The sequence below is a fragment of the Actinoplanes sandaracinus genome, from assembly GCF_030009775.1.
GTDB lineage: Bacteria > Actinomycetota > Actinomycetes > Mycobacteriales > Micromonosporaceae > Actinoplanes > Actinoplanes sandaracinus.
Window position 1 is genome coordinate 89,383 of sequence record NZ_JASCTH010000025.1, and the last position, 23,153, is coordinate 112,535.

At 71.9% G+C, this 23,153-nt stretch carries 22 protein-coding genes and 1 pseudogene; 10 read left to right on the forward strand and 13 right to left on the reverse strand.

Annotation, left to right across the window (positions count from 1 at the left end; genetic code table 11):
* Positions 1-108 precede the first annotated feature (108 nt).
* Positions 109-2,151, reverse strand: a complete 2,043-nt coding sequence (gene paaZ / locus QLQ12_RS32780; RefSeq protein ID WP_282764463.1) for a phenylacetic acid degradation bifunctional protein PaaZ — start codon at positions 2,149-2,151, stop codon at positions 109-111.
* A gap of 186 nt (positions 2,152-2,337) precedes the next feature.
* Between paaZ and paaA the strand changes: the two genes are divergently transcribed.
* From paaA to QLQ12_RS32815, 7 genes are all read left to right on the forward strand, one after another.
* Positions 2,338-3,201, forward strand: coding sequence for a 1,2-phenylacetyl-CoA epoxidase subunit PaaA (gene paaA, locus QLQ12_RS32785; RefSeq protein WP_456049092.1), 864 nt, complete (start codon positions 2,338-2,340; stop codon positions 3,199-3,201).
* A complete protein-coding gene (paaB, locus tag QLQ12_RS32790) occupies positions 3,198-3,491 on the forward strand; it encodes a 1,2-phenylacetyl-CoA epoxidase subunit PaaB (RefSeq protein ID WP_282764465.1) in 294 nt (97 codons plus the stop codon). Before paaA ends, paaB begins: the two co-directional genes overlap by 4 nt.
* A gap of 10 nt (positions 3,492-3,501) precedes the next feature.
* On the forward strand, positions 3,502-4,401 hold the full coding sequence (gene paaC / locus QLQ12_RS32795; protein WP_282764470.1) for a 1,2-phenylacetyl-CoA epoxidase subunit PaaC: 900 nt from the start codon (positions 3,502-3,504) through the stop codon (positions 4,399-4,401).
* Positions 4,395-4,895, forward strand: coding sequence for a 1,2-phenylacetyl-CoA epoxidase subunit PaaD (gene paaD, locus QLQ12_RS32800; RefSeq protein WP_282764472.1), 501 nt, complete (start codon positions 4,395-4,397; stop codon positions 4,893-4,895). The genes paaC and paaD overlap by 7 nt, the downstream gene beginning before the upstream one ends.
* Positions 4,895-5,968, forward strand: coding sequence for a 1,2-phenylacetyl-CoA epoxidase subunit PaaE (paaE, locus tag QLQ12_RS32805; protein ID WP_282764474.1), 1,074 nt, complete (start codon positions 4,895-4,897; stop codon positions 5,966-5,968). The genes paaD and paaE overlap by 1 nt, the downstream gene beginning before the upstream one ends.
* 51 nt (positions 5,969-6,019) lie before the next feature.
* Complete coding sequence (locus QLQ12_RS32810) at positions 6,020-7,198, forward strand: thiolase family protein (protein WP_282764476.1); 1,179 nt, start codon at positions 6,020-6,022, stop codon at positions 7,196-7,198.
* A gap of 64 nt (positions 7,199-7,262) precedes the next feature.
* Positions 7,263-8,084, forward strand: coding sequence for a 3-hydroxyacyl-CoA dehydrogenase family protein (locus tag QLQ12_RS32815; protein ID WP_282764478.1), 822 nt, complete (start codon positions 7,263-7,265; stop codon positions 8,082-8,084).
* Between the two features lie 66 nt (positions 8,085-8,150).
* Here QLQ12_RS32815 and QLQ12_RS32820 read toward each other — a convergent pair whose 3' ends face one another.
* From QLQ12_RS32820 to QLQ12_RS32835, 5 genes are all read right to left on the reverse strand, one after another.
* Complete coding sequence (locus QLQ12_RS32820; RefSeq protein ID WP_282764480.1) at positions 8,151-8,771, reverse strand: TetR/AcrR family transcriptional regulator; 621 nt, start codon at positions 8,769-8,771, stop codon at positions 8,151-8,153.
* Between the two features lie 44 nt (positions 8,772-8,815).
* Positions 8,816-10,033, reverse strand: coding sequence for an McrC family protein (locus QLQ12_RS32825; RefSeq protein WP_282764482.1), 1,218 nt, complete (start codon positions 10,031-10,033; stop codon positions 8,816-8,818).
* A complete protein-coding gene (locus QLQ12_RS32830) occupies positions 10,026-12,224 on the reverse strand; it encodes an McrB family protein (protein ID WP_282764484.1) in 2,199 nt (732 codons plus the stop codon). The genes QLQ12_RS32825 and QLQ12_RS32830 overlap by 8 nt, the downstream gene beginning before the upstream one ends.
* 98 nt (positions 12,225-12,322) lie before the next feature.
* Positions 12,323-12,553: a hypothetical protein gene (locus QLQ12_RS47195; RefSeq protein WP_407651657.1), complete on the reverse strand. Its 231-nt coding sequence runs from the start codon at positions 12,551-12,553 to the stop codon at positions 12,323-12,325.
* A complete protein-coding gene (locus QLQ12_RS32835; RefSeq protein WP_282764486.1) occupies positions 12,501-13,028 on the reverse strand; it encodes an AfsR/SARP family transcriptional regulator in 528 nt (175 codons plus the stop codon). Before QLQ12_RS32835 ends, QLQ12_RS47195 begins: the two co-directional genes overlap by 53 nt.
* Positions 13,029-13,218: 190 nt before the next feature.
* Here QLQ12_RS32835 and QLQ12_RS32840 point away from each other — a divergent pair, with 190 nt between their 5' ends.
* Entirely contained in the window at positions 13,219-13,497 is a 279-nt protein-coding gene (locus QLQ12_RS32840; RefSeq protein ID WP_282764488.1) for a hypothetical protein, read from the forward strand.
* Here the strand turns inward: QLQ12_RS32840 and QLQ12_RS32845 are convergent.
* The 3 genes from QLQ12_RS32845 to QLQ12_RS32855 form a co-directional block, all read right to left on the reverse strand.
* Positions 13,476-14,192 (reverse strand): polyamine aminopropyltransferase, encoded by a 717-nt coding sequence (locus QLQ12_RS32845; protein WP_282764490.1) that lies wholly within the window; start codon positions 14,190-14,192, stop codon positions 13,476-13,478. The genes QLQ12_RS32840 and QLQ12_RS32845 overlap by 22 nt on opposite strands.
* Before the next feature lie 40 nt (positions 14,193-14,232).
* The gene (locus tag QLQ12_RS32850; RefSeq protein WP_282764492.1) at positions 14,233-15,819 is read right to left on the reverse strand and encodes a peptide chain release factor 3; all 1,587 of its coding nucleotides are present in this window, start codon (positions 15,817-15,819) and stop codon (positions 14,233-14,235) included.
* A 262-nt stretch (positions 15,820-16,081) separates the two neighbouring features.
* Positions 16,082-16,768, reverse strand: a complete 687-nt coding sequence (locus QLQ12_RS32855; RefSeq protein WP_282764623.1) for a S1 family peptidase — start codon at positions 16,766-16,768, stop codon at positions 16,082-16,084.
* Positions 16,769-17,136: 368 nt separating this feature from the next.
* Here QLQ12_RS32855 and QLQ12_RS32860 point away from each other — a divergent pair.
* Positions 17,137-17,983 (forward strand): annotated as a pseudogene (locus QLQ12_RS32860) (hypothetical protein).
* 80 nt (positions 17,984-18,063) lie between these two features.
* On the opposite strand, the gene QLQ12_RS32865 reads toward QLQ12_RS32860, so the two are convergent.
* The 4 genes from QLQ12_RS32865 to QLQ12_RS32880 all read right to left on the reverse strand — a co-directional run bounded on the left by QLQ12_RS32865 (position 18,064) and on the right by QLQ12_RS32880 (position 20,748).
* Positions 18,064-18,456 carry a nucleoside triphosphate pyrophosphohydrolase family protein gene (locus QLQ12_RS32865; RefSeq protein ID WP_282764494.1) on the reverse strand — a complete coding sequence of 131 codons (393 nt, stop codon included), beginning with the start codon at positions 18,454-18,456 and terminating at the stop codon, positions 18,064-18,066.
* On the reverse strand, positions 18,453-19,652 hold the full coding sequence (locus tag QLQ12_RS32870; protein ID WP_282764495.1) for an MAB_1171c family putative transporter: 1,200 nt from the start codon (positions 19,650-19,652) through the stop codon (positions 18,453-18,455). Before QLQ12_RS32870 ends, QLQ12_RS32865 begins: the two co-directional genes overlap by 4 nt.
* Positions 19,653-19,656: 4 nt before the next feature.
* Complete coding sequence (locus QLQ12_RS32875; protein ID WP_282764497.1) at positions 19,657-20,181, reverse strand: hypothetical protein; 525 nt, start codon at positions 20,179-20,181, stop codon at positions 19,657-19,659.
* Positions 20,182-20,253: 72 nt separating this feature from the next.
* Positions 20,254-20,748 (reverse strand): aldo-keto reductase family protein, encoded by a 495-nt coding sequence (locus QLQ12_RS32880; RefSeq protein ID WP_282764625.1) that lies wholly within the window; start codon positions 20,746-20,748, stop codon positions 20,254-20,256.
* Between the two features lie 346 nt (positions 20,749-21,094).
* On the opposite strand from QLQ12_RS32880, the gene QLQ12_RS32885 reads away from it, so the two are divergent.
* Positions 21,095-23,137 carry a GDSL-type esterase/lipase family protein gene (locus QLQ12_RS32885; protein WP_282764499.1) on the forward strand — a complete coding sequence of 681 codons (2,043 nt, stop codon included), beginning with the start codon at positions 21,095-21,097 and terminating at the stop codon, positions 23,135-23,137.
* Positions 23,138-23,153: the final 16 nt, after the last annotated feature.

Genomic DNA, 23,153 nt, shown 5'->3' on the forward strand with positions numbered 1-23,153 from the left:
GGGTTTGGGCGGGGGGGGGGTTTTTGTTCCCCCCCAAACCCCCCGCCCCGGCTCCACCGGGCACGCGGCCGGTGGAGGGTCTGTTCAGTACGGCGGCGGCGCGTGCCGTCAGCCCTCGGACGGCCAGGTCTTGGCGACGAGGGTGAGCACGTCGTAAGTGGCCACCGGCTGGCCGTCCTGGTTGGTGACCACGGCGTCCCAGCGGACCTCGCCGTAATCGGCGCTGTTGCGCGGCTTGATCTGCTTGACGGTCAGCGTGACCGCGATGGTGTCGTCGGCCTTGACCGGCGTCAGGAACCGCAGGTTGTCGACGCCGAAGTTGGCCAGCACCGGGCCCGGTGACGGCTCGACGAACAGACCGGCCGCCAGCGAGACGACCAGGTAGCCGTGGGCGACGATGCCGCCGAACAGCGGGTTGCGGGCCGCCGCCTCGGCATCGGTGTGCGCGTAGAACGTGTCACCGGTGAACTCGGCGAAGTGTTCGATGTCGGCGAGGCTGACCGTGCGCTGCCCGGACCGGATCGTGTCACCGATGCGCAGCTCGGCCAGGCTCTTGCGGAACGGGTGGACGTCGTCGTCACGCCGGGCCGCGCCGGTGGTCCACTGCCCGGTGACCGCGGTCAGCAGGTCCGGCGACGCCTGGACGGCGGTGCGCTGCATGTGGTGCAGGACCGCGCGGATCCCGCCGAGTTCCTCGCCGCCGCCGGCGCGCCCCGGACCGCCGTGGACCAGCGTCGGCAGCGGGGAGCCGTGACCGGTGGACTCCTTGGCGTCGTCGCGGTCGAGCACGAGCACCCGGCCGTGCCACGGCGCCAGGCCGAGGACGATGGCGCGGGCGACGTCCGGGTCATGGGTGGCCACGGACGCGACGAGGCTGCCCTTGCCGCGGGCGGCCAGGGCGACGGCCTCGTCGATGCCGTCGTAGGCCAGCACGGTGCTGACCGGCCCGAACGGCTCGACGTTGTGCGGTTCGGCCGCACCCGGCCGGGCCCGCAGCACCAGCGGCGTCAGGAAGGCGCCGCGTTCGGCGTCACCGTCGAGCAGCGGCCCGCCGTCGGGGTCGCCGAAGACGATCTCGGAGCCGGCCCGCAGCGACTCGACCGCCTTGCGGACCTCGTCGCGCTGACCGAGACTGGCCAGCGCACCCATGCGCACGTCGGGGTTGCGCGGGTCACCGACGGTGATCTTGGACAGCCGTGCGGCGAGGGCGTCCTCCACCTGGCCGGCGATCTGCGACGGGACGATGACACGACGGATGGCGGTGCACTTCTGGCCGGCCTTGACCGTCATCTCGGCGACGACGCCCTTGATGAACAGGTCGAACTCGGGATCGTCGGACCGCACGTCCGGGCCCAGGATCGAGCAGTTCAGGGAGTCGGCCTCGACGCCCAGCCGTACCCCGCCGTCGAGGATGTTGGGGTGGCGGCGCAGGATGCCGGCGGTGTGCGCCGAGCCGGTGAAGGCCACCGAGTCCTGCAGGGTCAGCTCGTCGAGCAGGCTGCCGGCGCTGCCGGAGATCAGCTGCAGAGCGCCGTCGGGCAGCAGCCCGGACTCGATGATCCGCCGGACCACCAGCTCGGTGAGGTACGCCGTCTGGCTGCCCGGCTTGACGATCGTCGGCAACCCGGCCAGGAAGGCGGGCGCGAGCTTCTCCAACATGCCCCAGACCGGGAAGTTGAAGGCGTTGATCTGTACGGCCACGCCGGGCCGGGACGTGTAGATGTGCCGGCCGACGAAGGTGCCGCCCTTGCTGAGGGGCTCGACGGCGCCGTCCAGCACGATCGTGTCGTTGGGTAGTTCGCGGGTGCCCTTGCCTGCGAAGCTGAACAGCGTGCCGATGCCGCCGTCGACGTCCACCGCGGTGTCGCGGCTGGTCGCGCCGGTGCGCACGGACAGCGCGTAGAACTCGTCCTTGCCGGCGAGCAGGTGCTTGGCCAGCGCCTTGAGGGCGGAGGCGCGCTCATGGAAGGTCAGTGCCCGCAGGGCCGGCCCGCCGACCTCCCGGGCGTGGCGCAGCATCGCCCCGGTGTCCAGGCCGCGGCTGGAGATCCGTGCGACCTCCTCGCCGGTGGCGGCGTCCAGCAGGGGTTCGCCCTCGTCTGCGGAGCGGAACCATCGTCCGGCGGCGTAGCTCTCCAGCAGCGTGCTCACGCTGACTCCTTCGGATGTCGGGACTGTTGCGTAAAGCGGCAGGCTCTGTCACCGTATTACAGACCGATCGTTTAGTAAATGCGAGGGGCTATGACGACCACGCCGATGCCGCCCACCGAGGCCGCCCTCCAAGCCTCCTTCGACGCGACGATCGCGCACCACGACCGCATCGAACCCCGTGACTGGATGCCCGAGGGCTATCGCAAGACGCTCATCCGGCAGATCGCCCAGCACGCGCACTCCGAGATCATCGGCATGCAGCCGGAGGGCAACTGGATCAGCCGGGCCCCGTCCCTGCGGCGCAAGGCGATCCTGCTCGCCAAGGTCCAGGACGAGGCCGGCCACGGGCTGTACCTCTACTCCGCCTGCGAGACGCTCGGCGTCTCCCGCGCGGAACTGGTCGAGCTGCTGCTCGCCGGCAAGCAGAAGTACTCCTCCATCTTCAACTACCCGACGCTGTCCTACGCCGACGTCGGCACGATCGGCTGGCTCGTCGACGGCGCCGCGATCTGCAACCAGGTGCCGCTGTGCCGCACCTCCTACGGGCCGTACGGCCGGGCGATGATCCGCATCTGCAAGGAGGAGTCCTTCCACCAGCGGCAGGGCTACGAGCTGCTGATGACGATGATGCGCGGCACCGACGAGCAGCGGGCCATGGTGCAGGAGTCGGTCGACCGGTTCTGGTGGCCGTCGCTGATGATGTTCGGGCCGCCCGACGACGCGTCACCCAACAGCGAGCAGTCGATGGCCTGGGGCGTCAAACGCAACTCCAACGACGAGCTGCGCCAGAAGTTCGTCGACATGACCGTGCCGCAGGCCGAGGCGCTCGGCGTCACTCTGCCCGACCCCGACCTGCGCTGGAACGCCGAACGTGGCCACCACGACTTCGGCGAGCCCGACTGGGCCGAGCTCACCGCCGTGATCCGCGGCAACGGCCCCTGCAACGCCCAGCGCATGGCGCACCGCCGGGCCGCTCACGAGAACGGCGCCTGGGTTCGCGAGGCCGCGACCGCATTCGCCGCCCGCACGGCACAGGAGGCACAGCGATGACCGGCGACCGGCGGGACTGGCCGCTCTACGAGGTGTTCCTGCGCGGCAAGCGGGGCCTCAACCACGTGCACGTCGGCTCCCTGCACGCGCCCGACGACGCGTTCGCGCTGTCGCACGCCCGCGACGTCTACACCCGCCGCAACGAGGGCGTCAGCATCTGGGTGGTCCGCGCCGACGCGATCACCGCGTCCAGCCCCGACGAGAAGGACCCGCTGTTCGCCCCCAGCGGCGACAAGGTCTACCGGCACCCCACCTTCTACGAGATCCCCGCCGACGTCCCCCACATGTGAGAAGGCCACGATGAACGACAGCGTCTACGACGGCCTGCTCGGCGGCGACTCGTCCCAGTGGGCGTTCGGCACGGACTTCGAGGACCCCCTCGCCGGCGTCGACACCAGCGTGCCGGCCGGGATCGACGCCGCCGAGCTGGCCGCGTACTGCCTGATGCTCGGCGACGACACCCTCGTGCTCTCCCAGCGACTGTCCGAGTGGTGCAGCCGCGCCCCGGAGCTCGAGGAGGACATCGCGCTGGCCAACATGGCCCTCGACCTGCTCGGGCAGGCGCGGCTGCTGCTCGCCCGGGCCGCCGCCGCCGACCCGGCGTGCGTCCCGTCGCTGCCGGCCGGCTCACCCGTCCCCGACGAGGACGCCCTGGCGTTCTTCCGCGACGCCGGGCAGTTCCGCAACGTCCGCATGGCCGAGGTGCCCAACGGCGACTTCGCCCACGTCGTCGTACGGCTGCTGCTCTTCTCGAACGCCCGCCTGGCGATCCTCTCGCGGTTGCGGGACAGCGCCGACGCGGTGCTCGCCGCGGTGGCCGCCAAGGGCGTCAAGGAGCTGACCTACCACCGTGACTGGGCCGGCCGCTGGTTCGTCACGTGCGCGCAGGGCACCGAGGAGTCCCGCCGGCGGCTGATCGACGCGCTCGGCATGCTCTGGCCCCTGTACGACGAACTGTTCGCGGCACACCCGGTCGAGCGGTCCCTGGCCGCCGCCGGCGCGGGCGTCGACCCGGAAACCGTCCGCGCGGAGGCCGACGTCGTCCTCGACCAGGTGTTCGCCGTCGCCGACGTGCCGCGCCCGCCGCTCGTCGGCGTCCGGGGGCGCACCGGACGCGACGGGCTGCACACCGAGGCGCTGAGCCTGATGCTGGCCGAGATGCAGGTGGTCGCCCGCGCCCACCCCTCCGGCCGATGGTGAGCGTCCGGGAGCGGGCCGCCGCCGTCGCCGCGGAGGTGCGCGACCCCGAGATGCCGATGCTGACCCTCGCCGACCTCGGCGTGCTGCGCGACGTCCAGGTCGACGGCGACACCGTCGTCGCGTCGATCACCCCGACCTACTCCGGGTGCCCCGCGATGGCCACGATGCGCGACGACCTCGTGCACCGGCTCACCGACGCCGGGTTCGCGCGGGTCGAGGTGCGGGTGGTGCTCTCCCCGGCGTGGTCCAGCGACTGGATCACCGAGCACGGGCGCGCCGCGCTGCGCGCCGCCGGTCTCTCACCGCCCGGCCCGGCGCCTCGATCATCCGGCCCGGTGCCGCTGACCCTCGGCCCCGCCCGGCGCGCGCTGACCTGCCCGCTGTGCGGCTCGTCCCGCACCGAACCGGTCTCCGAGTTCGGCGCCACCGCGTGCAAGGCCCTCTACCGCTGCGCGGACTGCCTCGAACCGTTCGACCACGTCAAGGAGATCTGATGACCGTCGCCGCGCGCCCCCGGACCGCGTTTCATCCGCTGCGGGTCGCGGCCGTCGACCGGCTGTGCGACGACGCGGTCGCCGTGACCTTCACGGTTCCCGAGGAGCTGCGCGACGCGTACGCGTTCCGGGCCGGGCAGGCGCTCACCCTGCGCCGCGTGATCGACGGCCGGGAGGAACGCCGCTCCTACTCGATCTGCGCGCCGGTCGGGTCGGCGCCGCGGATCGGCGTCCGCGAGATCCCGGACGGGCTGTTCTCCTCCTGGCTGGTCCACGACGTCACGCCGGGAACGGTCATCGAGGTGCAGACACCCACCGGCGCCTGGGACGCCGACCCGGCCGGCGGCGAGCGGCACCTGTGCGTCGCGGCCGGCTCCGGCATCACCCCGCTGCTGTCGATCGCCGCCACCGTCCTGACCCACCCGGCCGCCGAGGTGTCCCTGCTCTACGGCAACCGGGCCGGCAACACCGTCATGTTCGCCGAGGAGCTGGGCGACCTGAAGAACCGGTACGGCCACCGCCTGCAGGTGTCGCACGTGCTGTCCCGCGAACCCCGCGACGTGGAGCTGTTCTCCGGCCGGCTCGACCACGACCGGCTGCGCCGGCTGCTCACCGACGTCATCCCGGCCGAGACGTACGACCACGTCTGGCTCTGCGGGCCGCTGCAGATGATCGAGGACGCGCGTACGGTCCTCGCCGGGCTCGGGATTCCGGACGGGCGGGTGCACGTCGAGTTGTTCTACGTCGACGCGCCCCCACCGCGGCCGCGCCGCGCCGCGGTGGAGATCTCCGGCGCCACCACCGCGCTGACCACCGTTCTCGACGGCCGGCAGGCCACCGCGACCGTCGCGCAGGACACCACCCTGCTCGACGGCGCCCAGGCCAGCCGGGCCGACCTGCCGTTCGCCTGCAAGGGCGGGGTGTGCGGCACCTGCCGGGCCCTGGTGCGTCACGGCGAGGTGGACATGCGCCGCAACTACGCCCTCGAACCGGGCGAGGTCGCCGCCGGCTTCGTCCTGACCTGCCAGACGTTCCCGGTCAGTGACGCGGTCACGGTCGACTACGACGCCTGATCGCCTTCGGTCACTCGTACCCACCCTCGCCTTTGATCTGGAGTCCCACCGATGTCTGAAGCCTTCGTCCTGTCCGGGGTCCGGACGCCGATCGGCCGTTACGGCGGCGTGCTGGCCCACGTGCGCCCGGACGACCTCGCGGCACTCGTCGTCGCCGAAGCCGTCGCCCGCGCCGGCATCGAACCGGACACGATCGACGAGGTGATCCTCGGCGCCGCCAACCAGGCGGGCGAGGACAACCGCAACGTCGCCCGGATGGCGGCACTGCTCGCCGGGCTGCCCGACACGGTTCCCGGCTTCACCGTGAACCGGCTGTGCGCCTCCGGCCTCACCGCGGTGGCGACCGCCCGGGCGATGATCGCCGCCGGTGACGCGGACGTCGTCGTGGCCGGCGGGGTGGAGTCGATGACCCGGGCGCCGTGGGTCACCGAGAAACCGGCCAAGGCGTTCGCCAAGCCCGGGCCCAGCTTCGACACGTCGATCGGGTGGCGCTTCACCAATCCCCGGTTCGCGCCGGCCGTCACCGCCTCGATGCCGCAGACCGCCGAGACCGTGGCCCAGCGCTGGAACCTCACCCGCGAGGAGCTGGACGCGTTCGCGCTGCGATCGCACGAACGGGCGGTCGCCGCGATCAAGGACGGCCGTTTCGCCGCCGAGATCGTCGCGGTCGGTGTCCGTGACACCCTCGTCGACACCGACGAGGGCCCCCGCGCCGACACCAGCCTGGAACGACTCGCCCGGCTGCGCCCGATCCACGGCGACGGCGGCCTCGTCACGGCCGGGAACTCGTCGTCGCTCAACGACGGCGCGGCAGCGGTCGTGATCGTCAGCGGCCGGTTCCTCGACCGGACCGGTCTGCGGCCGCGGGCCCGCCTGGTGGCCGCCGCCAACGCCGGGGTCGCCCCGGAGATCATGGGCGTCGGCCCGGTCCCGGCGACCCGCAAGGTCCTGGAACGCGCCGGGTGGACCGTCGACGACCTGGACGCCGTCGAACTCAACGAGGCCTTCGCCTCGCAGTCGCTGGCCTGCATCCGCGACCTCGGCCTGGACCCCGACCGGGTGAACGCCGACGGCGGCGCCATCGCCCTCGGCCACCCGCTCGGCGCGTCCGGCGCCCGCATCCTCGTCACCCTGCTCGGCCGCCTCGAACGCGGCGGCGGACGCCGGGGCCTCGCGACCATGTGCGTCGGCGTCGGCCAGGGCAGCGCTCTGCTGGTGGAACGCCCGTGACCGCACGGCCGGCCGGAGGCGTCCGCCCCGACACGCTCACGCGCAGACGAAAGGCCCGATTCTGATGAGCGCACTACCCGCCACGGTGGGAGTCTTCGGCGGCGGGCGCATGGGCGCCGGGATCGCGCACGCCTTCCTGACCGCGGGCAGCGACGTGATCGTCGTCGAGACCAGCCTGCAGACGGCCGGAGCGGCCCGCGAGCGGGTCCAGCGTTACCTGGACAAGGGCGGGCCGCTCCGGACCGGCGCACGGCTGCGGGTCACCACGGAGGCGTCCGCGCTGGCCGGGTGCGGCTTGGTCGTCGAGGCCGTCCCGGAGGACGCGGCGCTCAAGCGCGCCGTGCTGGCCACCGTGGAACGACACGCGCCGGGCGCGATGCTGGCGACCAACACCAGCAGTCTGTCCATCGACGCCCTGGCCGCGGCGCTGGACGGCCCCGGCACCCTCGTGGGCCTGCATTTCTTCAACCCGGTCCCGGTCAGCGGCCTTGTCGAGATCGTCGCCGGGCCCCGGACCCGGCCCACACTGGTCGCCGAGGCCCGCGGCTGGGTGGAGGAACTCGGCAAGACCCCGATCGTCGTGCACGACACCCCGGGATTCGCCAGCAGCCGGCTCGGCGTGCACCTCGCTCTGGAAGCGATGCGGATGCTCGAGGAAGGCGTGGCCAGCGCCGCCGACATCGACACCGCGATGACGCTCGGCTACCGGCACCCGACCGGGCCGCTGCGCACCACCGACATCGTCGGCCTCGACGTGCGGCTCGCCATCGCCGAACATCTGGCACGTGAGCTCGGGCCACGCTTCGAGCCGCCGGCCATCCTGCGCGAGCTGGTCGCCGCCGGGCACCTCGGCCGCAAGACCGGGAAAGGGTTCTTCACCTGGTGAACCAGCGCAACGGCGCCGGGACCGGGCCGGCGGGGAATGCCGCCGGCCGGGGTGCTCTGTCGAGGGTCAGCGCCGCACCAGGCCGTCGAACGCGATCGAGGCGATCGCGTCGGCGACCGTCGCCGCGTCGTGGGCGCCTTCCGGCCGGTACCACTCGACCAGCGAGTTCACCATGCCGAACAGCAGCCGGCTGACCAGGTCCGGTGAGATGTCGTCGCGCAGCGCGCCCTCGGCCGCGGCGTCGCGCACCAGCCCGGCGAGCTGATCGTCGAGCCAGCGGCGTCGTTTGACGGCCTCCACCTCGGTCGGGGTGTTGCCGCGCACCCGCAGCAACAGCGTGACCGCGGGCTGGTGGGCGGCGAGCACCTCGACCGAGCGCCGGAGCACCTCGCGCAGCCGGTCGCGGGCGCTGGCGCCGTCGGCGTCGCTGACCGCGGCGGACACCACCGCGGTCAGCTCGTCGAGGGCGTCGTCCAGCGCCAGCCGGAGCAGGTCCTCCTTGCTGGCGAAGTGGTGATAGATCGCGGACTTCGTGACGCCGAGCTCGGCGGCGAGGTCACCGATGCTGGTCGCGTCGTATCCCCGGCGGTTGAACAGCGCGACCGCGGTCCGCAGCACCGCCGCCTGATCGTGCCCGGGTCGTCCGCGGCCGCGGCGAGGTGGCGCTGCGGGCTCGGGTGCTGTCACAGCGGAAGCGTCTCACGTCGCCGCCGCGAGCCTCCACCGGCCCGTCAGCCGGTCCCCGCCGCGCCGGCGTGCCGGACGGGGCCGGGCGGCTCGCCGAGCGCCGCGCGGGCCACCGCGCCGACGGCTTCCAGGATCTGTCGCGGTGACGCGGTCAGGTCCAGCGGGTGGTGCACGATGTCGATGCCGCTGTTGCGGACGCGGTGGCGCGACGGTGTGGCGCCCTGTGCGTAGATCAGCCAGCCGGTCGGAAGGTTCAGGGCGGTGCAGTAGGCGAGCATCTGATAGGCGTCGGCGTTGGGGTATCGCGAGCCGGGACCCTCGAGTTTGTACTTGGCGTCGAAGACGGCGACCGGGCGGTGGCCGACGACGTGGACGGCGTCGGGTCTGATGGGAACGGCCCGGCCGGTGTCGAGATATGCCGGGTACTGGCTCTGCGTGCGTCCCGGGTACGGGGCCAGCGCCTCGCGGAGCGCGGTCGTGACGAAGTCCTCGAAGACCTTCGCCATGGAGACGACGAACGCCGCCGTGGTGACGCCGCCGGGGCCGGGTTCGGCGGACTGGTGACGCAGGATGATCTCGGCCAGTCGCAGGGCGGGGACGTACCGGGCGTTGAGGCGGCTGGGCCGCCACGCCGGCGCGGTGGCCCCGGGGGCGAGGACCCGTACGCCGTCGAGCCGGCTGTCGAGGTGGGCCAGCCGTGACCGGGCGGCCGCCGGCAGCCGGGGCACGGCCGTCATCCGGCGCAGGGCGGTGCGCAGGATCCGGTTCTCCGCGATGTCGGTGGCGTACTCGTCGTAGCGGACCTCGATGGGCAGGAGCATGCCGGGACGGCGGGCGAACTGGTCGGCGAACCTGATGCGGCCGCGGACCAGCGGCAGCGCCTCGTCGACACGGAGGTAACCCTGCAGGACGCCGGGCGCGAGGGCGTGTTCGGCCTGCCTGACCAGTGACTCGGCCAGCGCCGGCCACAGGTCGGGTTCGGCGTCCGCCGTGCTGTCGAAGGCGCGGAAACCCGGGTCGAGAGCGTAACCGAGCAGGAACAGCAGCCGGGTGATGCCGGCCTTGGGCTGAACCCGCACGTCCAGGCCGCCGATCCGGACGGCGCCGACCTTCCCGGTGGGCGTCAGCCGCCACCACCCCGCGCCGTCGGGACGCGTCTCCAGCAGCCCGGTGGCGGTGAGGGCGTTCGCCGTGTCGTCGTCGAGCCGGCGCCGGACTCCGATGAGGTCGAGTTCCGCGAGAACGATGGGCGGCTCACTCATGGTGCTGGATCCTGGCGCGGATGGCGGCGAGCCCGAACCGGTCACGAATCTGCGCGCGGCTGAGCCGGCCGTAGTAGTGCTCCTCCAGCAGCGGCATCAGGTCGTACCGCCAGACCCGGTCGAGAGCGGCTTCGCTGTCGAGGTTCGGGCGCATCAGGTACGACGGGCCGATCTTGAAGTCGCGGTCCTGCTCGTCGTCGATCGCGTCGTTGAGCGCGGTCAGCAGCGCCGCCCGTTCGTCTCCGGGTTCGGCGTTGCCGTCCAGCCAGGTGGAGAGCACCTCGCGGACCGGGGATTCGTCCGGGTGCAGTTCGATGAACGCGAAGCGCCGCCGGATCGCCGCGTCGACGAGGGCGATCGACCGGTCCGCGGTGTTCATGGTGCCGATGATGAACACGTTGGGCGGCAAGCCGAACGGATCCGAGGGGGAGTACTGCAGTCGTACGGTGGCCTGGCGGTACTCCAGGAGGAAATACAGTTCGCCGAACACCTTGGCCAGGTTGGCGCGGTTGATCTCGTCGATGATCAGAACGTACGGCTGCTCCGGGTTCTCCTTCGCCTCGGCGGCGATCTCGCGCAGCGGCCCGGGTGTCTTCGCGAAGCCGACCGTGCCGTCGGCGCCCTCGACCGGGCGGAAACCTTCGAAGAAGTCCTCGTACGCGTACGACGGGTGGAACTGCACCAGCCGCACCGCGTCGCGATCGGCGACGTGCGAGGCGAGAGCCCGGGCCAGGTATGTCTTGCCGGTGCCGGGCGGGCCGTAGAGGACGATCTGGGACCGGTCGCGCCACACCTCGATGATCTCCTGCAGCCACGGCCGGCCGATGTGCACCCGGCCGGCGAGCTCGTCGGTCGCCGGCTTGAGTTTCGGCGCGGTACGCGGAGCCGGTGACGTCTGCTCGGGCTCTCTGGGGGCGTCGGCGTCCTCCTCAGCGCCGATCATGGGGGTGAAGAGGTCGATCGCCCCGGTCAGGTCCACCACGGCGCCCTGCTGATCGAGTTCCGTGGGCAGGGACTCCACCGGGATCGGGTCGTGGGTCAGCCACCCCGTCGTGCGGCGCAGCGACGCGGCGTCGTCGTCGGGGTGGTGCTCCGGTTCACCGGCGAGAACGCCGACGTGCAGATGCTCGTCGAGCAGGGTCACCACGATGTCGTCACCCGCCATCCTCGACAGGAAGGCGTGGAACTCGATGGCCAGGCTCATCCGTTGCGCGTAGTCGACATGCGGGTAACCGGCCTCCACCGCGGCACGGACCTCGGCCCGCGACGCGCCCGGCGCCACCTCACCCAGATGGGAGGCGGCCAGCGACACGAACGATTCCGCTCGCCATCGGCGCACGAGTTCCGGGCCACCCTGTCGCGGGCGCACCAGCCAGGCCCGGCGTTCTCCGGGCGGCCGTTCCGCCTGCTTGCGCCACATGTGCGCGAACGCGCTCTGCCGGTAGAAGTCGACCGGCTGTCCCGTCTGCCGCTGAATACGTACCGTGATCTCGAACAGATCCCGGTTCAGGTCGCCGGTGAGGGGCGTGCCCGGGTCGGCGAACGTGTCGCGGATCGCCTTCTTGTCCGCGACGCTGAGAATGGGCAGGAAGTGCGTCGGGAACGCCAGGTACAGCAGCTCCTCGCGCAGCGACGGCATGTATCCGCGCCGGTAGACGACCTCCTGCCAGGCCCAGGGGCCGGCGAGGGCCGCGTCGCGCTGATCGGACGGCAGCGACCACCAGTAGCCGAGGAAGTCGACGGCGTCGGCCAGCCACTTCCACAACATGGTGTGCGCGCCGATGCCACCGCTCCACGTGCCCTGACTGAACGCGGCGAGGACGTGTGGCGGGATGCTGACCGGCCGGCGCATCCAGCTCAGGACCTCGGTGACCCGCTCGCGCAGCGTCGCCGCCGTCAGATTGACCAGCGGTAGCCCCTGCAGCGTGAGGAGCTCCGCCGCCAGCTGGATGGCATCGTCGGACGCCGTGGCGAGCTGGCGGCGGAGCTTGACCACGAACCGGTCGGCGCTCGTGTCGGGCTGCTCGTTGTAGAGCCTGTGCAACTCGGTCACGGTGGGCTCGGTCCACACCGCCCGGTCGGGTGTGAACATCGAGCGGCCCTGGCCCAGACCCCGTTCCAGCAACTCCCTGCCCACTCGCCGGACCAGTTCGTCGGGTCGCGGCGGCATGATCACCGGATCGTCGCTCACTCGGGGGTCTCCTCTCCGTCCGCTCGCGCCGGCCCTCGCTCACCAGGACCGTCCGAACGGGCTCGCCGATGCCTGCGTCGTGGGGCGGCGGACGTACGTTACGTCATCGCGTAGCGACCTGGTGTGTTTCGCGCCGGTCCCCCAGGCGTGCGGCGACGAGGGGTTCCACCCGGTCGATGAGCCGCGCCGCCCGCGCCCCGGTCGCGGCGGCGGTCTCGGCGTCCCCATCGGCGGGCGGCTACCAGCTCACGCACCTCGGGCACGAGTGGCTGGGCGTCACCGCACCGCAGGTCGGCCTCGACGCGGTCCTCCAGCGCGGTGACCCGCAGTTCCTTCCAGCCGGACCGCGAGCGGCCCGGCGAACGACGCCGCGCCGACGTCGGCCAGCGCGGGTCCACGCCACAGCGCCAGCGCCTCGCGCAGCACCGCGCCGGCCCGCGCGTCGTCGCCCTCGGCGAGAGCGCCGCGCCCGGCCCGGACGAGCCGCTCGAACCGGTGGACGTCGACGTCGTCGGCGGCGGCCGTGAAGCGGTAGCCCGCCGGATCCGAGGCCACCGCGTCGCCGACGAGCCGGCGCAGCCTGGCCACCTGTGAGCGCAGCGCGTTGACCGCGCCAGCCGGTGGGCGGTCGCCGTACACGCCGTCGATGAGCTGTTCGACCGTGACGGCCCGGCCGGCGTGGGCGAGCAGAAGGGCCAGCAGCGCCCGCAGTCGCGGGCCGCCGACCGGCACCACCCGGCCGTCGGTGGACCGCGCCAGGGTCGAACCCAGGATGCCGAATCTCACCGCAGCGCTGAACGTCACTCGAGCATTGTCACGATCAACGGCGGCTCGTGCCGTCCCGGTGACCGGTTCGTGCCCGGCCGGTGCTCGGCACGCCGCATGGTGAGGCCACAGACCCGGTGTCGCCGGGGACGCCGGCCGCGGCCGGCGGGGGGCGCGCGGCGCGCTGACGACGCTGACTCCGACGAATGCGATCGACGGGAAGACATAGATGCGAAGGATCGTCATGGCCGCGCTCGCGGCGATGCTGGGCACGTTCGCCGCCGTGCCGGCGTACGCCGAGCCGGCCGGCGTGACCACCACGGATGTCACGTTCGCCGGGGCCGACGGCGTGGTGCTGCACGGCACCGTCCTCACGCCCGCTCACGCCGGCACGGGGACGCGGCGCCCGGGCATCGTGATGCTGGAGGGCGCGGGCAACCGTGGCCGGGAGTACCGGTCATCGTCGCCGGGCGCCGGCGGTTCCCGTCAGGAGGGCCGCGCCAGGTAGACGGTGTTGGTGCTGATGCGCCGCTGCAGCGGGTTGTCGAACTCGACGACGTCGGTGCGGACGGTCGGGAAGACCTCGTCCAGGTTCTTGAGGAACTCGTCATCGGGCCCGTCGTTGGACCAGAGCCCGAACACTCCCGCCGGCCGGAGGTGCCCGGCCAGGCGCCGCAACCCTGCGACGGTGTAGAACGGGCTGTTCTCGGACCGCAGAAGATGTCGCGGGCTGTGGTCGATGTCGACCAGGATCGCGTCCAGCCGCCGGCCCGGCTCGTCCGGGTCGTACCCGGCGGCGCCGGCGGTGAGCGCGAAGAAGTCGCCGTGCACCAGCCGGCAGCGGTCGTCCCCGGTCAGCTTCCGCGCTTGCGGAACCAGGCCGCCGCGATGCCACTCGATGAGCTCGGCGAGGGCGTCGACGACGATCAGGGACCGCACCCGCGTGTCCGCCAGCACGGTCGCCGCGGTGTAGCCGAGCCCGAGGCCGCCGACGACCACGTCGAGGCCGTCGCCGTCCAGTAGGGCCAGCGCGCGGCTGGACAGCTCCTCCTCGGCGACGGTGAACAGGCTCGACATCAGGAACTCGTCGCCCAGCTTGACCTCGTAGACGTCGGCGCCGGTGACCGGCTCGTACCGTCGCCGCAGGCTGAGTTCGCCCAGCGCCGTGTCGTGCCAGGCGAGTTCCTCGAAACGTGCTGACATCGCGTCCGTCATCCCCTCAGTCGCGTGACGCCGGCCGGCGTCACGCGTCGAGCCGCAGGTCGGGGTGCCGGCCGGCCACCGAACGCATCCGCCACCGGTGCGGGAACACCGCCAGCAGGGCGTCGTCGCGCACGCGGGTCATCACCTCGACGTTCGCCTCGGTGCGCAGGATCTCGCGGCCGGCGGCATCGGTGCGGGCCGCCACCTCGTACGGCAGGTGGTCCAGTTGCACCTTCACCCCGAACTCGGCCTCGAGGCGGAAGGTGGCCACCTCGAACTGCATCGGCCCCACCGCGGCCAGCACCGGAGCCTGGTCGCCGCGCTGCTCGGAGCGCAGCACCTGGACCACCCCCTCGCCGTCGAGCTGCTCGATGCCGCGGCGGAAGCGCTTGAAGGCCGAGGTGTCGGAGGTGCGCACGACGGCGAAGTGCTCCGGCGGGAACGACGGCAGCGGCGGGTACCGCACCGGGTCGCCCGCGTACAGGGTGTCGCCGATGCCGAGCGTGGTGGCGTTGACCAGGCCGACCACATCACCGGGGAACGCCTCGTCGATGGTGTCGCGGCCCTGCCCGAAGATCTGCTGGGCGTACTTGGTGGCGAACGGCTTGCCGGTGCCGGCGTGGGTGACGATCATGCCGCGCTCGAAACGGCCGGAACAGATCCGCATGAACGCGACCTGGTCGCGGTGGGCGCGGTTCATGTTCGCCTGCATCTTGAACACGAATCCGGAGAACGCGCCGTCGACCGGCTGATCCGTGCCGGCGGCGGTCGGCCGGGCCGACGGCGGCGGGGCCAGTTCCACCAGCAGGTTCAGCAACTGTCGTACGCCCAGGTTGGCGACCGCAGCGCCGAACAGCACCGGCGTGGTCGTCGCCGCCAGGAACGCGTCCTGGTCGTGGTCGGCGCCGGTCATCGCGAGCAGTTCCAGTTCCTCGGTCGCGGTGGCCCAGTCCGCGCCGTACCGCTGCGCCGCCTCGGCCGCGCTCATCTCCTCCTCGATGGCGAGGTCGGCGCCGCCGGGGGAGCGCTGCATGCGGGTGAACACGCCGGTGCGGCGGTCGATCACGCCGTGGAACTGCCCGGCGATACCGACCGGCCACGTCAGCGGGGTCGGCTTCAGCCCGATCCGCTGTTCGATCTCGTCCATCAGCGCGAGGGCGTCATGGCCGGGCCGGTCCCACTTGTTGATGAACGTCATCACCGGGATGTTGCGCTGCCGGCACACCTCGAACAGTTTCAGCGTCTGCGGTTCCAGGCCCTTGGCGGCGTCCAGCAGCATCACCGCGCTGTCGACCGCGGTCAGCACCCGATAGGTGTCCTCGGAGAAGTCGGCGTGCCCGGGCGTGTCCAGCAGGTTGATCACGGTGTCGCGGTAGGAGAACTGGAGCGCCGCCGAGGTCACCGAGATGCCGCGCTGCTGCTCCATCGCCATCCAGTCGGACACCACGCCACGGCGGTCGCCCTTGCCGTGCACCGCGCCGGCCTGCCCGATCACCCGCGCGTGCAGGGCCAGCGCTTCGGTCATGGTGGACTTACCGGCGTCCGGGTGTGAGATCACCGCGAACGTACGCCTCCGGCTCGCCTGGACGGCGACACCCGCCGCCGACGCCAGTACGTTCTGACTCACGATCCGCTCCCCACGACCACAGTATCGACGCCGCCACCACACATCCGGTGTACGACCTGCCGCACGCTATCTCCTCGTGGGCGACTTAGAGTCTTACCAGGCCGTGATGGCCCTCACCCACCCGGCACCGACTGCTCGAACGGGCGTGCGCCTGGCGTATGTCCGGCGTCACGAACGGCGGCCGTAGGTGTGGACGTGCCCGGACAGACAGCCGGGCGGGACGGCGAAGGGCTTCGCCGTCCCGCCCGGGTGCGGGGGAGGATCAGGCGGGCAGGCCGCCGACCTGGGTGTTCACCCAGGCCCGGATGGAGGACAGGTCGCCGTAGATGGACGGGGCGGTCGCGCAGGTGGAGCTGTTGTTGCCGGCCCGGCTGGTCACGCCGATCAGGGCCCAGCGGCCGCTGACCTGACGGACCTGCGGGCCGCCGGAGTCGCCGTAGCAGGCGCCGGCGTTGCCGTTCGTGTTGTTGGTGCAGATCTCGTACGCGGCGTCGATGCCGGAGCAACGGCTGTCGGCGACGATCGACGTGTTCAGCTCGTTGGCGACGCGCGGAGCCGAGCCGCAGCCCCGCGTCGGGCAGGTCTGGCCCCAGCCGATGATGCGGGTGGCGGTGCCCACGGCGCCGGACGCGGTGGGGATCGGGGCCGGGGCGTACGTCACCGAGGAGGCCAGTTCGAGCAGCTTGACGTCGATCCTCGGGTGGTTGACGGCCCGGCGCACGGCGACGACGGTGCCGCCGCTGGAGCGGTCGATGCTGCCGACGCGTACCGAAGCCGGCGTGGGACAGTGTTTGGCGGTCACGGCCCAGTTCGCCTTGATCAGCGAGCCGGTGCAACCGGACACGTAAACCATGAACGGGTAGTTCTGGGTGGCCGGCTCGCCGCCGACCACCTGCGTGCCGGGTGTCGGCTCGGCCGGGGCCGCGATCGCGGCGGCCGGTGCGAACATGCCGGCTACGGCGATGGCCGCGGCCAGGAGGATCCGGGCGGGGGTGCGCATGGGGGAACGTCCCTTCTGCCTTCGGGGAACGGGCGGATGCCCGGGCACGAAGGTAGCGGGAAATTAACATTTGTCGATACATCTCAAGCGCCGCCTCTATCCGAGGTGATGACGCGACGTCGCCTGCCGCCGCCGCCGGCGGCGGCGGAGCGCGGTGATGACCTTCCGGCCGATGGGCGGTGGCCCACTTTATCGATGCCCGGGTAGCGAAACGGGCGATGTGTGTGGTTCGATTTGAAGCGAAAGGCCGGGCATCTCCCCCCGTGGATGCCTGGCCTTTCCTATGAGCCGAGGTGGGTCGAGGGAGGTGTTCGCCGGTGACGGCAGCTCCGCTCCCGGTCTCCGAAGCGTTCTTCAGCGACCCCTACCCGGCCTGGGCGCGCCTGCGGGAGAGCGCGCCCGCCTGCCTCGCCGTTCTGCCCGACGGATCGCCGGTGTGGCTGGTCACGCGCCATGCTGACGTGCGCGCCCTGCTCGCCGATCCGCGGCTGTCGGTGGACAAGGCCAGCGGCGACGGCAGCTGGCGCGGCTTCTCGCTGCCGCCGGCGCTCGACGCGCACCTGCTGAACATGGATCCGCCGAACCACACCCGGATCCGCCGGCTGGTGTCGCAGGCGTTCACTCCGCGCCGGGTGGAGGGGCTGCGGCCGTTCATCCAGGAGACCGCCGACGCCCTGCTGGACGAGCTCGGCGACGGCGAGGCCGACCTGGTCCGTGACTTCGCCGGGCCGCTGCCGGTCGCGGTGATCTCCGACCTGCTCGGCGTGCCCCACGCGGACCGGGCGGACTTCAAGTCCTGGTCCGACACCATGCTGGTGCCACCGGCCGGCGACCGCCGCGCCGTCGCGCGGGCCATCGGCGCCATCCACGCGTACCTGGTCGGGCTCGTCGCGGCCAAGCGTGCGGAACCCGCCGGCGACCTGCTCTCCGCGCTGATCGCCGCGCGGGAGGACGAGGACCGGCTCAGCGAGGACGAGCTGACGTCGCTGGCCTTCCTGCTGCTGCGTGGCCGCTCCGCTCGCCCGGATCGAGCTGGAGATCGCCCTCGGCACGGTGCTGCGCCGCTTCCCGGCAGCGCGCCTGGCCGTGCCGGCCGAGGATCTGCCCTGGCGCCCGTCGTTCCGGGCCCGCGGCCTTGCCGCGCTGCCGGTCCTGTTGCGCTGAAGCGGCGCTGCCGGTCCCGTTGCGCTGAGGCCGCGCCGCAGGTCCTGTTGGGGTGCGGCTCATAAGCGTTGGGGTGCGGCTCAGAAGCGCACGCCGCCGTGGCGGTAACCGTTCAGAGTGTCGGCCGTCTTCGCGACCAGGGCGGCACCGAGATCGACACCCAGATACTCGGACAGCTCCAGAGTCCGGATGAGGATGTCGGCCAGTTCGAGGCTCAGCGAGTCGTCCGGGCGCCGGGCGGCCGGGTGGAGATCGAGCGACCGGTCGCGGATCTCCTGCAGAGCCTCGCTGACCTCGCTCTGCAGCAGCGCCATCCGGGTCGCCGCGACATAGGCCCGCCCACTCGGATGAGCGGCCTCGATGTCGTCGGCGCCGGAGAACAGATCGATGCTCCGGGCGTACGCGTGGGCGCTGCGCTGTGCCTCCGGCAGCAGCGCGGCGAGTGCCTGGATGTGCCGTAGTGCGTCGCTCATCGTGCCGCCATCCGTTCGGTCCCGGCCGTTCCGGGGATCTCGAGCGCCCGCAGTTGCCGGGCGATGCGCAGCAGGTGCGCCGTCTCCTCCGCCATGTCGGTGCCGCCGCGCGGACCGGGGGTCCAGCGTTCCACCGGCTCCTCGCCGCGGGCCTTGGCCCGGGCCGCCGCGACGAGCACCGCCGCGTGCACCCGATCCTCGCGTTCGTCGTCCGGAAGGCCGGCGGCCCCGGCGGCTTCGACGGCCTCGCGGGCGACGCGGGCGTCGAACCAGGGCCGCAGCGCCAGCCAGCCGTCGCGGATCTCCACCACCAGGCGGACGAGCCGGTACTCGATGTCGCGGACGGCGACGCGGCGTGACCGGCCGGGGTCGAGCGCGATCTCCGGGGTGGCCCGGCGGAGCAGTTCCCAGAGCGGGTGCAGGCGCTGGTAGGTGCGCAGCCGCCGCGGCCAGGCGCCGGCCGCCGCGGCCCGCGGCCCCCAGGCGGGGATGGTGAACCCGATCAGCATCAGGACGCAGCCCGGCCCGGTGAGCAGGGGCGACAGTTGTTGCTGGACCTCGGCCGGGATCGGGTCGTAACCGGCGTTGCGGGCCGCGATGTAGAAACCCTTCTCCAGGCAGTAGGCGAGGCCGAAGACGGCGCCGTAGCTGACCAGCCGCAGCCCGGCGCGCAGGAACCGCTGCCGGGTGAGGCCCGCGAAGCGCGCGGACAGGCGCAGGATGTCGACGAGGGCGACCACGAAGTAGCCGAGGTACACCAGCATGTACTGCGCCATGTACGGCGCATCGCCGTAGCGGACGGTGAACCCGCTGGTCAGTGAGGTGTCGAGAGGTGCCAGCACGAAGAAGACGGCCATCGCCACGACGGCCGCGCCCACCGCCAGAAGCCGCAGCCAGGTGCTCCGGCGCGGCGGGTTCTCGACCGTCCAGTGCAGCAGCAGCAACTGCACCGAGACGGCGAACCCGATGATCCCGTAGTGGGCGATCAACCGGGCCAGGTTCGGCACGCCGATCAACTCGTCGAAGCGCACGTAGACGAACGGGGTGTTCATGGCGGGGGCCCACGCCAGGCAGGCGAGCATCGCCACCAGCGCGCGGCGTGCGGGTTCGCGCGGATCACGGATCAACGGCGGGATCTTGTACGCCAGCGCGATCAGGGCCAGCACGGCGACCACCGGGTAGATCACCTTGGACACGGGTTCACCCGCGCCCGGGATCGATGAGCGTGTGGTGCAACCGGCCGAGCACGGGCGACGTGCCGGCGTCGTCGTGCGGGGCGTGGCCGGCGCCGGCGAGCACCGAACGGCGCAGCAGCAGGGAGGCGATCAGCTCGGCCTCCTTCTCCTCGACCTCGCTGTAGTTGGTGCGGCCCAGCACGGCGCGCACGAGCGACGGATCGAGGTCGGGCAGCAGCAGCCGGGACGCCTCCGCGTCGAGGACCGGGGCGGTCAGATGGCCGCAGATCAGGTGGCCGAGCTCGTGCCGGATGATGTGGTCCTGGTGCAGCCGGCTCGTGCCGGCCTCATAGAAGATCGCGTCGAAGCGCTCGGTGCGCACGGCGAGCCCGCACGGGCTCATCGCCGGCAGGTGTTCCGCGATGAGGTGGATGGGGCGGCCCTGGCGCTCGGCGAGGACGTCGCACAGGTCCCGGACATCGATGGCGTCCGGAAGACCGAGGCCGGTGAGGATTCTCTCGCATCGGCGGCGGAGCGTGCGGTCTGCCATGTTCCTCCCTTCGGCGTCAGCATGATGTCATCGGCCGACCATCGTGGATAGTGCCGGGCGATCCGCCGACGGTCAGCTCTCGTCGAGGCCCTCGAGTTTGCGGCAGCGGTCGACGAGCAGCTCGATGAGGTGGGCGCTGTCGTCGGACAGGCCCTGCTGGCGCAGCACCCGCCGCAGCGCCACCTGCTGGACCTTCATCTGCCGGAGCTCGTTGAGCATGTCGATCTGCTCCCGCACCCGGCGGGTGACCTGGTCGTCGACGAAGAATCCGGGGTCGACGCCGAACGCCCGCGCGAGGGCCTGCACGTGTGAGGTGCGCGGGTCGGTGGTGATGCCGCGCCGCATCTCACCGACGTAGGCGGCGCTGATCGTCACCCCGGTGCCGTCCCTGCGGGCGGTCTCGTTGATCTTGTTGGCGATCTCCTTAGTGGTGTACCTGCGGCCGGGCTCCTCACCCGCCCCCAACTCGCCCGCGGTGGGCCGCACCCGCTCGAAGAGGAACTCCAGCCGGGCGGCCAGGGTGTCGAGCGGAGGCAGCTCGCTTCCCGCGGGCTCGGTTTCGTTCAGGGCCACCACTCCTCCTAGGTGGACGTTCGGAAACATCCGTATCACGTATCGCCGGAGGACGATACGTTCGTTGACATTGCTACGGCTCGACAGCGTATAGTCACGGCGGCGAGAAACATGCGTGGATCGTTGCCGAAATCTAGAGCAACAGGCGTGTTCTAAGCCAGTGCGCTGCCCCACGGGGACTGAGGGGCGTGGCGAATGCGGCCGCGCGCCTCTGGGGGTTGGGCGGCCGGCAGGGGCATGCCCCTGCCGGCCCGCCCCCCGCCAAGCCCCGACAGGCGCGAGAAAACCGGATGAGGGCGCCCCCATCCGGCGACGGTGGGACCGTCGCGAGGTGACACCGGTGGCTGATGTGTACGGGCCGATGCGGCGAACATCGATCTTCATTCTGGCGCTGTCCGCGCTGCTGGGCGTCGCCCGGCACGAAGCGCCCGCGCTGACCGTCTGGGTCATGTTCGCGATCTTCATCAGCGTGGCGACGGTCTGGATCCGCGGGCAGTACGCGGACAGCCTCGACGGGCGGCAGTGGGTGATCCCGTACTGGATCGGGGTGCCGGCCTTCGTCCTCGCGACCGGGCTGGCGGTACTGATCTTCGTGGCCGACCCGAGCACGTTCGACAAAGGGCTGCTCACCATCAGCGCCCTGGCCCTGGTCTACCTGGTGATCGGCTCCGGCCTCACCCAGCTCCGGCAGAGCCCGTCGGTCCCCCTGGCGGGCCGGTCGATCAGAACCGGGCACTGCGGCGCCGGCATGACCGCCGCCGGCCTCACCTGTGTGGTCGGCGGCGCGGCTCTCCTCGGGCCCGCTGAACTGGAGCTCGCCGGTGCTCTGCTGATCGCGGGCGGCGTGCTCGTGCTGATCCCGGTCGGCCTGGCCCTGTGGTCCGAAGGGCTGCTCCGCCGGCTGTGCGAACAGAACGTCGCCAATTCGCGGCTGTTGGCGCTCGGCGGCGCCGGTCTCGCCGTCTTCGCCGGCGCCACCGCCGCCGCCGCGTACTTCAGCCACTCGACCTGGTTGGTCACCGTCCTGGTGGTGCTCGGGCTGCTGATGGTCGCTCTGGTCTCGACGACCCAGGCCGACATCGTCGCCGTGACGGCCGTCGTCGCCCTGATGGGCGTGACGCCGCCACAGGCGCCGAAGGCGGAGACGCCCGCGCCCGGTAAGGCCAGTAAGGTGCTGGTGGCCCTCGGCGACTCCTTCATGTCCGGTGAAGGCGCCCAGGTCTACCACCAGGGCACCGACGACGGCGGCGAGAACGAATGCCGGCGGTCACCGACGGCCTGGGCCGCCCTGGCCGCCCAGAACCGGATGAACTTCGACGGCCTCATGTTCCTGGCCTGTTCCGGAGCCCGGACGGAGAACATCCTGTCCACGGCCGGCGACGCGTTCTACTCCGAGACCCGCCAGGGCGTAATCGGGATGCCGGAGCCGAGCGCGCAGCCCGGCGAGGGTCACACCCAACTGGACGCCTACGGTCTCCGCGGGCGGTTCAGGACGGAGCTGGTGGTCCTGAGCATCGGCGGGAACGACGCGGGCTTCTCGACGATCGGCCTGATGTGCATGGCGCCCGGCAACTGCGACGAGAAGGAGTATCTCTGGACGGAGTCGATCGACCAGGTGCGGGCCCAGCTCCACGAGACGTACCGGCAGGTGAACCAGGCCTTCCCCGGGGTGCCGGTGGTGGTCGTGCCCTACCCGGACCCGATCCGATTCGTCGAGGGGCGAAAGTGCCGCCAGGTCGCCCTGTCGGAGTCCGAGCAGCGGTTCATCCACACCTACCTGACCCACCATCTGAACAGCACGATCCGGGATGTCGCCCAGCAGTACGGCTTCTACTACCTCGACGAGATGCAGAACGCGCTCGCCGATCGGGGGCTTCAGCTGTGCGACGAGCACAACGGCGAACGACCGGGGATCAACTTCATCGGCCTGCGGTCGGTACGCGGGGTCGCTGAGCAACGCTTCAACCCGGCCAACTGGCTGCACAGTAGCCTGCACCCGAACGAACGCGGTCACGCCGCGATGCTGGGCGTGTTCGAGACCTGGCTGGCGGCTAAAAAGACGGTGATCAAGGAGCAGCCGCGGGCCGTGCCGTCCCGTGCCGTGACGCCGGCGCCCACCGGGCCGGGGAACGGCCGAGGCGACGTGTCGCAGAGGTTGGGACCGTGCGGCCTGTTCGACACCACCGGCGGTGACGGATGCCGCACACAGGGCCAGCGGTGGGCTTACCAGCAGCTCGGCCACACCCTGCTGGGCAAGGCGCTCTGGCTGTGGATCGCCCTGGCGTGCGGTGGCGCCTGGTGTGCCGCGATCGCGTTCTTCGGGTACCGCCGCCGGGTGTGGGCCCACAGGCTGTCGTGCCCCCTATCGGAGGACCGGTCCTGAGCTCCGGCCCGCCCAT